Annotated in this window: 7 protein-coding genes; 6 read left to right on the plus strand and 1 reads right to left on the minus strand. The window is 70.3% G+C overall.

Annotated elements, in window-relative coordinates:
* The first annotated feature begins 42 nt into the window (after positions 1-42).
* From ACWD4G_RS27815 to ACWD4G_RS27835, 5 genes are all read left to right on the plus strand, one after another.
* Positions 43-852, plus strand: coding sequence for a TrmH family RNA methyltransferase (locus ACWD4G_RS27815; protein WP_451298021.1), 810 nt, complete (start codon positions 43-45; stop codon positions 850-852).
* Positions 853-932: 80 nt separating this feature from the next.
* Entirely contained in the window at positions 933-1,931 is a 999-nt protein-coding gene (locus ACWD4G_RS27820) for a hypothetical protein (RefSeq protein ID WP_451298023.1), read from the plus strand.
* Positions 1,928-2,782, plus strand: a complete 855-nt coding sequence (locus ACWD4G_RS27825; RefSeq protein ID WP_451298025.1) for a class I SAM-dependent methyltransferase — start codon at positions 1,928-1,930, stop codon at positions 2,780-2,782. The genes ACWD4G_RS27820 and ACWD4G_RS27825 overlap by 4 nt, the downstream gene beginning before the upstream one ends.
* A gap of 14 nt (positions 2,783-2,796) precedes the next feature.
* Positions 2,797-3,540, plus strand: a complete 744-nt coding sequence (locus ACWD4G_RS27830; RefSeq protein WP_451298027.1) for a class I SAM-dependent methyltransferase — start codon at positions 2,797-2,799, stop codon at positions 3,538-3,540.
* A 104-nt stretch (positions 3,541-3,644) separates the two neighbouring features.
* The gene (locus ACWD4G_RS27835; RefSeq protein ID WP_451298029.1) at positions 3,645-9,020 is read left to right on the plus strand and encodes an amino acid adenylation domain-containing protein; all 5,376 of its coding nucleotides are present in this window, start codon (positions 3,645-3,647) and stop codon (positions 9,018-9,020) included.
* A gap of 102 nt (positions 9,021-9,122) precedes the next feature.
* Here the strand turns inward: ACWD4G_RS27835 and ACWD4G_RS27840 are convergent, their stop codons facing one another.
* Positions 9,123-10,634: an alpha/beta fold hydrolase gene (locus tag ACWD4G_RS27840; protein ID WP_451298031.1), complete on the minus strand. Its 1,512-nt coding sequence runs from the start codon at positions 10,632-10,634 to the stop codon at positions 9,123-9,125.
* 550 nt (positions 10,635-11,184) lie between these two features.
* On the opposite strand from ACWD4G_RS27840, the gene ACWD4G_RS27845 reads away from it, so the two are divergent.
* Positions 11,185-12,153 (plus strand): D-2-hydroxyacid dehydrogenase family protein, encoded by a 969-nt coding sequence (locus ACWD4G_RS27845; RefSeq protein WP_451298033.1) that lies wholly within the window; start codon positions 11,185-11,187, stop codon positions 12,151-12,153.
* Positions 12,154-12,357 lie beyond the last annotated feature (204 nt).

Below are 12,357 nucleotides of genomic sequence, written 5' to 3' on the forward strand. Positions count from 1 at the left end.
TCTGCCGTGCGACCGCCGCGGAAGTTGAGCGAAAAGGGTCTGATGAACGTCCAGCACATCGGTGTGCACCACCCCAAGATCAAGCAAGTCCAGTCGATCCAGAACAATTCCGCACCCAATCCACACAAATTGTTTATCGCCGAGGGTCTTTGGGCGCACAACCTGCTCCTGGCCAAGGACACGCACGTGGACACCTTCTTCTGGTGTCCGGAGGCGGCGTACGGCGATGAGGCGCGCAAGCGGGCCGAGGAGATGATGGCCACGGCGCGTGTCTCCTACCAGGTGTCGCTGAAGACCTTCGCGCGCATCTCGGAGCGGGACAAGCCGGACGGGCTGCTGTCCCTGGCGCAGTTGCCGCGATGGGATCCGGAAACTCTCCGGCTCAAGAAGTCGGCACTCGTCATGGTGGCGGACGGAATGGAGATCCCGGGGAACCTGGGCACCCTGATCCGTACGCTCGACGCCTGCCAGGCGGACTGTCTCGTGCTGACGAACCGCCGTACGAGGCTGACCCACCCCAAGGTGTTCCGGGCGAGCCAGGGAATGGTCCTGAGCCTGCCAGTCGTCGAATTCGATTCGCCGGAGGGCGCGATCGACTGGTTGAAACGGAACCGCTTCGACGTGTATCTGGCCGACACCGACAATGCCAAGAGCTACCGCTCCTATTCCTATCGGAACCGGCGTACCGCGTTCGTTCTCGGCGCCGAACGGTACGGAATTCCCAAGCCGTGGTACGAGGCGGATTTCCAGCGGGTCTTCATCCCCATGCTGGGGTCGGCCGACTCGTTGAACGTGTCGATCTCCGCGGCAGTGATGCTGTTCGAGGCACGTGCGCAGAAGGAGGGGTGGTGAAGGAGCGGACGGAGGGCCGCTCCATGTGACAGGCGTATGCCGGCGCTCAGGTAGTCACCATCGAGTAGGGAGTTCGTGTGATGACGGGTGAACAAGTGTCAACAGCCGGATGGGCGATCCACGACGAGGCACGAGCGAAGCCGTTCCATCTGGGTTTCTCCGGTTCCCTGACCAACCCGGACCCGACGCTCTACGTGAACTCGGTTTCCCGCTGGGCCCAGTTCCTCGGGCACGCGACGGTCGCGGTCGGAATGCCCCTGTGGCTGGGGCTGGCCGAGGCGCACCGGTCCCGGCTGCGGAAGACGGACAACCCGCGTTACCGGGGGCCGTCCTCGCTCTTCTGGCACACCGTGGGGGCGGGCGCGTTCTGGGGCGTGGCGACAGAGCGGCTCAGGGGAGGTGAGAAGCCGCTCGTCGAGTCCTACACCGACCTTCTGACGCCGGGTCCGCTGACACGCCAGTACCTGGGCGACACGGCGCGCATCATCGTCGTCGACGATTTCTACGATGACCCGGAGGCGGTGCGCGAACAGGCTCGGCGCCATCCCATGCGGCCGTTCGACAGGGGCTGGCTCAACACGGTCCGGGGAGAGACCTCGCTGCGGTCGGAGGTCATGGAGGAGGCCCGGGTCAAGCTGGGGAAGGCGGTCGGGGAACCGCTGTCCGCCGAGACCTTCGCCGCCGAATGCGACGGACAGGCCAAGGGGTGGAACGGCGCGTTGCACGCGAAGCTGGCGGAGAACTGGCTCACCACCACCGCGTGCGACATCCACAACCACGCCAACCTGGGAGAACGCTCCTGGAGCGGCCTGGTGTTCCTGGACCACCGCGAGGACATCGCGAACGGCACGTCGTTCTGGGTGCGCCGGGCCACCGGCCGCTGCGCCGACACCACATGGATGTACGACGCCCGGCCCAAGAATTTCAGGCTGCTGACGACCGTGCCGCCGAAGTTCAACCGGCTGGTGCTCTTCTCGGCTCCTCTGCTGCACAGAGGTGAGGCCGGCTACGGCCACGACGCGGAGAGCGCCCGGCTCTTCCAGACGTTCTTCTTCACCCCGGAGGGGCCGGCCCGGTGACGGCACCGATATCGGACGACGCGCGGAGGGCGCTACGGGCCGGCCATCCCCGCGGCCTGTCGGCACCGGAGTCACTGGACCGCTGGTGCGCGGACTTCTTCGACGTGGCGTCGGGCTGGTGGACGACGCCCGAGATCGGCCCGCAGGACGACCGTCGGGTGCGCCTGCTGCGGTCCACGGCGCCCGCCCCCGGCAAGGTGCTCGAACTCGGCTGCGGGACGGGGGCGACGGCGGTGGCGACCGCGGCGGCGGGTTACGCCGTCACCGGGATCGACGTCAGCGAAGTCAGGATCGCGAAGGCCGAGGACCGGCTCACCGGACTCCTGGCAACCGCCGGGACGACGCCCGCGATCCGGCCGGTCTTTCGCCGAGCGGACTTCTACACCACCGAGTTGGCCGAGACCTTCGACGTGGTCACCTGCTGGAACGGGTTCGGGGTCGGCACCGACGACAACCAGCGGCATCTGCTGCGCCGGATCGCCACGGAGTGGCTCGACCCGGGCGGAGTGCTGATCATGGACATCTACTCGCCCTGGCGATGGGCCTCCATACACGGCAAGAGTTACGAATACCGTGACCTGATCTGTGAGAACCGCTTCGACCCGGTGGTATCCCGATTCGAGGAACGGTGGTGGCGCCGCAGCGACCCCGACACCGTCATCTCCCAGTACGGCCGCTGCTACTCCCCGGCGGATTTCCTGGTCCTGATCAAGGGACTCGGCCTGGAAGTCACCGAATTTCGCGTGCCGGACAGGTCGTTCGGCCCGGACGCCACCGACACCGACCTTGCCACCGCCCTCCTGGAACGCTGGGAATACACCGCGATCCTGCGGCGCGGAACCGAATCCTGAGGAAGGAAATCTCCTTGATACCGACCCGGCTCTACGGAGAACTGGCCTGGCTCTGGCCCATGTTGGAGGACTCGACGGGCTTCGCCCGAAGCTTCACGGACAAGTTGACGGATCTCCTCGGACCCACCGAGGACCTAGCGCAGAAGTCCATCCTCCACATCGGCTGCGGAGGTGGCCGGTACGACCAGAACCTCGCCCCCCGGTTCGCCAGGCTGGTCGGCGTCGACCAGAGCGCCGAGATGCTCGAACACGCCGCCAAGGCGTGCCCCACGGGTACCTACTTCCAGGCGGACATGCGTGAGCTGGACCTCGACGAGAAGTTCGACTGCGTCTTCATCGACGACGCGATGGGATACATGCTCGGAGAAGAGGACGTGCGCCGCGCTCTGGCCGCCGCCGTCCGCCACCTCCGGCCGGACGGCCGACTGGTACTCGCCCTCGACGAGGTCGGGGACACCTGCCCCCGCCTGCACACCCCCGTGTCCGTGGCGGAAGCCGCGGACAAACCCGACGGCCTCGAAGTCGTCTACTTCCGCTCGTACCACAAGCCGGTGCCCGACGATCCCCGCTGCCTCGCGACGTTCATCTTCGTGATCCATCAGGACGGCGAGCGCCGGGTGGAGGTCGACGAGCACGTCACCGCCGTACGGCACCGTGCCGACTGGCAGCGGCTGCTGGAGGACGCGGGACTGCGCTGGGAGGAGAAGTACGGCGGTCCGTGGGGGACCCAGACCTTCTATCGCTGCCGGCGCTCTTGAACATCGTCGTCGTGATGACCTGTCGGCTCTGCCGATTCTGACGCGGATCCAGTGAACCGTCCTCCCCGGGGAGTAAAGAGAACGTGACGATGGCGGGGCAAACCATGCACGAATCGGCCCATGGCCTGGTGGACATCCTTCACCGGCGGGCAACACACCAGGGCGACGACATCGCCTACACCTTCCTCGACGGTACACACGAGTACTCGTTGACATACGCGGAACTGTTCCGCCGGGCGGAGGGGGTCGCACGGGAACTCCGGGCTCACGGGGCCCCCGGCGACCGTGCCCTGCTGCTCTGCCCGCCCGGTCTGGACTTCGTCGTCGCGATGTTCGGTTGCATGGCGGCCGGATTCGTCGCAGTGCCGACCTACCCGCAGCGGGCGGGCCGTTCGGATTCCCGGCTGGCGGCGGTCGTGGCCGACGCCCGCCCCCGTGCCGCGCTGTCGACCCGGGCGCTGCTGCGCAAGCTGGACGCGGTCGACGCGCTGCCCGACTCGATCGCGAGGGTCACCCTGGACGCGCCGGCCGACCTGCCGGCCGAGGTCCTCTCCGGGGAGCGGCTCGATCCCGCGGCGCCCGCCCTGCTCCAGTACACCTCCGGCTCGACGGCCAGCCCCCGCGGCGTGGTGGTGACTCACGCGAACCTGCTGCACAACTCCTCGCTCATCGCCGGGAGTTTCGGCAGCGACACGCACACACGCGCGGTGATCTGGCTGCCCTCATACCACGATATGGGGCTTATCGGAGGAATCTTCCAGCCGCTCTACGCCGGCTTCCCCGTGACCCTCATGGCGCCCCTGGCCTTTCTCCAGTCACCGTTCGACTGGCTGCGCCAGATCAGCGAGACCGGCGCGACGATCAGCGGCGGCCCGAACTTCGCCTACGACCTCTGCGTTCAGCGGGTGACCGACGAACAGCTCGCCCAGCTAGACCTCAGCGGTTGGCGCGTGGCGTTCAACGGTGCGGAACCCGTGCGCGCGCAGACCCTGGAACGGTTCGCCGACCGCTTCGCCCCGTGCGGATTCCGGCCGGAGTCCTTCCTCCCCTGCTACGGACTGGCCGAGTCGACCCTGCTGGTCAGCAGCGTGGAACCGGCGGCGGCGCCGGTCACCCGCTTCTTCGCGCGCACGGCGCTCGCCGACGGCGTGGTACGGCGGAGCCGGGCCGACGACACCGCCGCGGCGCGGCTTGTGGGCTGTGGCCGGCCCCGGCCGGAGCTGGACGTCCGGATCGTCGACCCGCAGACGCGCCGGCCGAGCCCGCCCGGCGGTGTCGGCGAGATCTGGGTGTCCGGGCCGAGCGTGGCCGCCGGCTACTGGAACCGGCCCGAACTCAGCGCCGAGACGTTCGCGGCGTGCCTTGAGGACGGCACCGGCTCCTATCTGCGCACCGGGGACCTGGGATTCCTCGATGAGGGAGAACTGTTCGTCACGGGGCGGCAGAAGGACCTTGTGATCATCCGCGGACGCAACCACTATCCGCAGGACATCGAGGCCAGCGCCACCCGGGCGCATCCCGCCTTGCGGCCCGACGGCGCCGCGGCCTTCTCCGTGGACGAGGCGGGCGAGGAACGCCTGGTCCTCGTGCACGAGGTGGAAGTCGGCAGGGACGACCTCCCCTCCGAGGAGATCGCGGCGGCGGTACGGCGCGAGGTGCTCCGGGACCACGAACTCCCGGTCTTCGAGGTGGTCCTGGTCAGGTCGCGCAGTGTGCCCCGCACCACCAGCGGCAAGGTACAGCGTGGCCGGTGCAGGCAACGCCATCTCGCCGGGGAACTGCTCGTGGTGGCCCGGCACCGGCTCGACGTGACGGACACGTACCCGTCCGGGACGGCCGGGCCGGCGACCGGACCGCGTCCGCGTGAGGAGATCCTCGCCGCGCCCGGGGCCGAGCGGCGAGCGCTCGTCGCGGCCCATACGCAGCGGCTGATCGCACGAACACTCGGTCTGCCCGGCGGCGCCGGACACGTGTCGGCCGACCACTCGCTCGCCGACCTCGGCCTGGACTCCCTGAAGGCCACCCAACTCCAGCACGCGGTGGAAGCCGATCTGGGCGTTCTGCTGCCGCTCGCGCTGCTCCTCGACGGCCCGACGGTGAGCGAGATCATCGACCGGCTCGCCGAGGCGATCGACGCCCCGGCGCCCATTAGTCTCTTCTCGCCCGCCGCCACCGAGGGTGTATCCGGGCATCCGCTGTCCGCCGGGCAGGCCGCCATGTGGTTTCTCCAGAGGCTGGCTCCTGACACCTCCGCCTACACGATCGCGTGTGCCCTGCGCATCCACGCGGACGTCGACACCGAAGCCCTGAGGGCCGCGTTCGAGGCCCTCGTACTGCGCCACCCGATTCTGCGGACCACCTACGACACGGCGGCCGGCCGGCCCGTCCAGGTGATCGGGGACGACCCCGCCCTGGAGTTTGCCCACCACGACGCGAGGGCTTGGTCCGACGCCGATCTGGACGCCGCGCTCTCCCGCGCCGCCGAGCGTCCCTTCGACCTGGCGGACGGGCCGGTGCTCCGCGCCGAGCTGTTCCGCCGGGACGACGCAGAGCATGTGCTGCTCATCGCCGTGCACCACGTCGCCGCGGACTTCTGGTCGGTCGAGGTCCTGCTCACCGAACTGGGAATGCTGTACGACTCCGGAGCCGCGGCGGATCTCCCTCCGCTGGGCGCCACGTACGCCGGATACGCCGCCTGGCAGGCGGAGCTGGTGAGCGGTGCCGAAGGCGATCGTCTGTGGGAGTACTGGAAGCGGTCGCTGAGCGGCTCGCTGCCCGTGCTCGACCTGCCCACGGACCGGCCGCGGCCCGCTGTGCAGACCTATTCCGGGTCCATCCACCGCTTCGGCCTCGACGCGGGTCTCACCTCGCGGCTGCGGACACTCGCCGAGCGTCACGGCGTGACGCTGTACACGGTGCTGCTGGCCGCCTACTCCGTCCTGCTGCACCGCTACTCCGGCCAGTCCGACATCGTCGTGGGTTCGCCGCTGGCCGCGCGCAGCCGTGCGGCCCTGGCCGGGCTGGTGGGACACTTGGCCAACACGGTGCCGCTGCGGGTCGACCTGTCGGGGGATCCGACCTTCGAGCAGGTGCTGGGGCGCACCCGCGAGGTCACGGTGCAGGCACTGGCGCACCAGGACTTCCCGTTCGCCGCCATGGTGGAGCGGCTGGGCCTCGCCCGCGATCCGAGCCGTACTCCGGTCTTCCAGGTGTCGTTCACCTTCCAGCAGACCCATCTCTCCGGAGACAGCGGACTCGCGGCCCTGGCCTTCGGGGACGCGGGGTTGAAGGGCGCGATCGGCAGTCTGCCCGTCGCGTCGGTGCCGCTGCCGCGCCGGTCGTCCCAGTTCGACATCTCGCTGCACCTGGCCGAGACCGGCGGGGACATGACGGGATCGATGATCTACAACACCGATCTCTTCGACGAGCGGACCATCGAGGCGATGTCTCGCCATCTGCGGGCCCTGCTGGACGGCCTCGCGGCCGACCCCCGGGGCAGGATCTCCGCGGTGCCGATGGTCGGCGAGGAGGAACTGCCCCGGCCGTCGGACTCCCCCGTCGACGCCGACGCACTCACGCCGGTGACCCGCCTGATCGAGGCGCAGGCGGCACGCACCCCCGATACCGTCGCCGTCATCGACGCGTCGGGGGAATGGACGTACGAGCAGGTGAACACGAGGGCGAACCGGCTGGCCCGCCATGTGCGGGCGCGGGGAGCGGAGCGGGGCTCGCGCGTGGCCGTCATGCTCCGGCCCGGCGTCGACCAGGTCGTCGCCGTGCTCGCCGTGCTCAAGGCCGAGGCGGCGTACGTACCGGTCGACCCCGCGTATCCGGCCGACCGGGTGCGCTTCCTGCTTGCGGACGCGCACGTCGACGTCGTCCTGACGCACTCCTCGGTCCCGGCCGAGCACGTGCCCTCCGCGGTCACCCTGCTTCATGTGGACGGTGAGGACCTGGACGCGTACCCGGCGGACGACCCGGTCACCGCGACCGGTCCGGCGGACCTGGCCTGTGTCATCTACACCTCCGGATCAACCGGGCGGCCCAAGGGCGTGATGATGTCCCACGCCGGTGTCTCGCTCCAGGCGCGGGGGCTTTCCGAGCGTCTCGGCGTGGGCGCCCGGGACCGGCATCTGCTGGCCCAGTCCCTGGCCTTCGCCGCCTCCCTGCGCCAGTTGACACTGCCGCTGTCCTCCGGTGGCAGTGTGGTGATCGCCGATCCCTCGCACGTGGCGGACGTCATCGCCCTGTTCGGCACGGTGAAGAACCACGGCGTCACCGTCATGTCGCTGAACCCATCCTCCTGGCAGCACTGTGTGGAGGCCCTCGACCGGCTGGAGCCGGAGCGGCGGCGCGAACTCCTCGACAACCGGCTGAGGCTGCTGCTGTCCGCCAGCGAGCCGCTGTCCCCCGGCGTGCCGCGCTGGTGGTCGAAGGAGCTGGGACCCCGGGCGCGGTTCGTCAACATGCTGGGGCACACCGAGGTCTCGGGCATCGCGACGACGTACGACGTGCCCGAGGACCGGGCCGCCGAGCCGTCGACCGTCGGGGCCACCGTACTGGTGGGGAAGCCCTTGCCCGGCATCACGGTCTCGGTGCTCAACAGTTCGCTGGAGCCGGTGCCCATGGGGGCGGCCGGGGAGATGTGCCTCAGCGGCCCGGCCCTGACCCAGGGCTACCTCAACCGGCCGGGACTGACCGCGGACCGGCTGGTTCCCGACACGCGCTCGCAGCGGCCGGGCTCCCGCCTGTACCGGACCGGCGACCTGGTGCGGCTGCTGCCCGACGGGACGATCAGGCATCTGGGCAGGATCGACGACCAGTTGAAGATCCGCGGATTCCGGATCGAACCCGGGGAGGTCGAAGCCGCGCTGGAGCGGCACCCGTCGGTCGGCAGAAGCATCGTCATGGCCTACGGCGACGCGGACCGGGAACGGCGGCTCGTGGCCTACGTGGTAGCCCTGAAGAGCCCGGCGCCCACGGCGAGCGAGCTGCGCCGTCACCTCGGCGGAGAGGTGCCGGAGTACCTGATACCGGCGACGTTCGTGATGCTGGACGCCCTTCCGCTCAACCCGAACGGCAAGGTCGACCGCCGGGCGCTGCCGGCCCCCCAGGACACCAGGCCCAGCCTCGACGAGGAGTACGTCGCCCCGGGGACCCCGACGGAGGAGGCGGTCGCGGGGATATGGCGCGAGGTCCTCGCCGTAGACCGGGTCGGGGTCCACGACAGCTTCTTCGATCTCGGAGGCACCTCGCTGTCCATCACCACGGTCCATCAACTGCTCCGTGAGCGGTTGGGGGTCGAGCTGCCAGTCGCCAAGATGTTCCAGTACCCGACGGTCCACGCGCTCGCGACGCACTTGGACGACGGTCAGGGCGAAGGACAGATGGAGCGGGCCAGGGCCGCCGCGGGCCGCCGCAGGGACCGGCTCGCGGCCACGGCACGCAGGCGTCAGCAGAGCAGGTCTCCGAAGCCGTAGCGGGCTCCTGCCCCGGGTCCGCTCACGGGTCCGGCATCGGCGGCCCACCGGGACGCGCGTCGGTGGGTCGCCGGCGGCGTACAGGTGGGCCGTTGAGGCCCCTCACACCATGGACGCCAGGAACGAGCGGACCGCCGCCTCATACCGACCGGGATCCTGGTTCCAGCCCCGTCCGTGCCCGGCATCCGACGTGATCAGGGTGATCAGATCGGGGTTTGAGCGGGCGAGGTCGAGCGCGGGCCGGGCGGGCACGGTGCGGTCGGCGGTGTCGACGAACAGCAGCATCGGAACGGAGAGCGTGCCGGCCAGGTCCGTCTGGCTCAGCTCCGCCAGGGACAGGGCCGTCCGCGATTCGATATGACGCTGGACGCGTCGCGCGAAGTCCTCCGACAACCCGTACTGAGCCGACTGGGCCGTGAACGTGGCGTCCCAGTCGAGTACGGGACAGTCCGCGACGATGCCCCGGACCAAGTCCGTCTCCTCGGAGCGCATCCGGCGCAGCGCGGTGAGCGCCAGCATGGCACCCATGGACCAGCCGTAGAGCACCACGGAGGTGGCACCGCTGGCGCGCGCGTACCGAACGGCCAGAGCGACGTCCCGCCATTCGGTGTCGCCGAGGTGAGTGAAGCCGTTGGGGCTCGCCGGACAGTCCGGGTCGTTGCGGTAGCCGACCACGAGCGTCGTCGCGCCCGACGAGGTGAGCGTGGGCAGGACACGAAGGGCCTCTCGGCGGGTCGCGCCCCGCCCGTGTACGGCGATGACCCACGTGGTCGAGGTGCTGTCCGGGGATATCCGCCAGGCGGGAAACGTCCCTGACTCACCCTGGAGAGGCACCTCTTCGAACGCCAGTCCGTGCGCGGTCAGTGGATCTCCGGCGTACACGTGACTGTCGACATAGGCTCGGACACCGGGCCCCGGCCGACTGCCCGAGAGATGCGCGACCGTCCGCCGCACCCGACCGTCCTGCCGGTGCACATCGGGGGTGAGTTTCGCGTGGCCGCCCGGCCAGAACAGTCCCACGGTGACCGGCCTGACCGTGTCCTCATCTTCAGTCAGCACGAGGTGAACGTCGGACGCGGCCTCGATGGTCACGGGCCAGGAGAGGGAACGATCGATCCGCAGAGCGGTCTCCGACAACTGCCAGGCAAGGTGCTCGCTCCACAACTCGTCGGTCAGCGGACAGGGTGACGGCCCCTGTGGCGCGGGGACGCCGTGCCACACCACGGGCAGCCCGCCGTCCGCCCCCCGGGCCTGTATCGCCGCGCCGATCCGGGATGCCACCGCTGGATGGGCTGCCCAGTCGGGGTCGAGAAGGGCCGACGCCGCGTACGGCGTTCGGGGGCACGTCTCGGCCTGGGCGTCGGCGCCGACCGTGCCTCCGTCGAAGACCAGCGTCACAGTGGGGTGGGCGCCGTCGCCGGAGTGGTGGCAGTGCATCAGCAGCAGGCGTCCGTCCGGGCGGCCCGAAAGGCCGGCGACCGCCCGTCGCACGGCCGACCCGGGCGCCTCGTCCCCGGCGACGATCGCGGACGGGAGACCCCAGGTCTTTGGCCCTGAGCCGCCGACCATGAGCACCCGACGGGTGCCGTCGTCCACCACGACTTCGACTCGCACCAGAGCCTGCCCATGCGCCGGGGCGGACCGCGAGCACAGCGAACGCCACGCGTCGGCCGACGTCAGATGGGCGGGGAGAAGCTCGGCAGAAGACGCCCCCGCCCCGGAACCCAGGCTCACCACGTCCGCCGTCCGCCTCCTCGTCCGCGCTGTGCCCTGTGCGCTCTTGCGCGCCGAAGAGAAAAGATAGCCGCCTCTTTGGCCCCGTGCACCGCCCTGGGCTCCGAGTGGAAGACGCCGCAGGAAGCACCGGGAATCCGGGCGGGAAGCCTCTGTACCAGGTACGTGGCTGCGTCCGGGCAGGGCGACCGCTCTCTCCGTGACCGGCTGGACGTCCCATGGCGGGAGGAGGATTTCGCCCTGCTCGGCCTCGCCCTGGCCCCGGCCCCGGCCACGGATGGACACAACAAGCGCCTTCCAAGCGGCGCTTGGCACCGGATCACGGACACCCTGTGACGGCCGTCGAGCGGAGATCCGCTCTGGGTAGAGTCCTGTCGGGCCGGTGAAGCCGGCTGCCCATCCCCGAAGGGCTGACCGGAAGGCGTCTGACATGCGATCGCGACTGCGTTGTGCCGTGCTCGACGACTACCAGGGGGTCGCCACCGAGGTCGCCGACTGGTCGGCCGTCGCCGGCGACGTCGAAGTGGTGAGCTTCCGGGAGCACTTCGGGGACGAGGACGCGCTGGTGGCGGCGCTCGAAGCGTTCGAGATCGTCGTCACCCTGAGGGAGCGCGTCGCGTTTCCCGGCTCCGTGATCCGGCGGCTGCCCCGGCTACGCCTCCTCATCGCCTCCGGTATGCGCAACTCGGTGATCGACTACGCGGCGGCCGGGGCACAGGGCGTGACCGTGTGCGGTACGGCCAGTTCCTCCACCCCGCCCGTCGAGTTGACCTGGGCGCTGCTTCTCGGCCTCGCCCGTGGGCTGGTCCCCGAGAACGACGCCCTGCGCGGCGGCGGCCCCTGGCAGAGCACCGTGGGCGCGGATCTGCACGGCGCCCGCCTCGGCCTGCTGGGGCTCGGCAGGATCGGCAGCCGGGTGGCCCGCGTCGGTCTCGCCTTCGGTATGCGGGTGACCGCCTGGAGCCAGAACCTCACCAAGGAGTACGCCGACGAAGTTGGCGTCCATCTGGCCGCGTCCAAGGAGGAGTTGCTCTCCGACAGCGACTTCGTCTCCGTCCACCTCGCCCTCGGCGACCGCACCCGCGGCCTCCTCGGCGCCCCCGAACTCGCCCTCCTCAAGCCGACCGCCTACCTGATCAACACCTCCCGCGCGGCCATCGTCGACCAGGACGCGCTGCTCGCCGCGCTCCACGAGGGCCGTATCGCCGGAGCCGGCGTCGACGTCTTCGACCTCGAACCCCTCCCCGCCGATCACTCCATGCGCACCGCTCCCCGCCTCCTCGCCACGCCCCACCTCGGCTATGTCTCGCGCGCCAACTACGCCACGTACTACGGCCAGGCCGTGGAGAACATCCAGGCCTACCTGGCCGGTTCCCCCGTACGCCTGCTCGGGGCGTAGTCCGCGAACCACCGCCCACCGCCCACCGCCACACGGCCCTCGGCCCTCGGCCCTCGGCCGGTCACGCGGCCCCGCGTCACGCGTCGCGTGGCGCGTGGCGCGTGGCGCGTGGCGCGCGTCGCGTGGCGCGTGGCGCGTGGCGCGTGGCGCGTGGCGCGTGGCGCGTGGCGCGTGGCGCGTGGCGCGTGGCGCGTGGCGCGTGGC

The organism is Streptomyces sp. NPDC002643, from assembly GCF_053592555.1.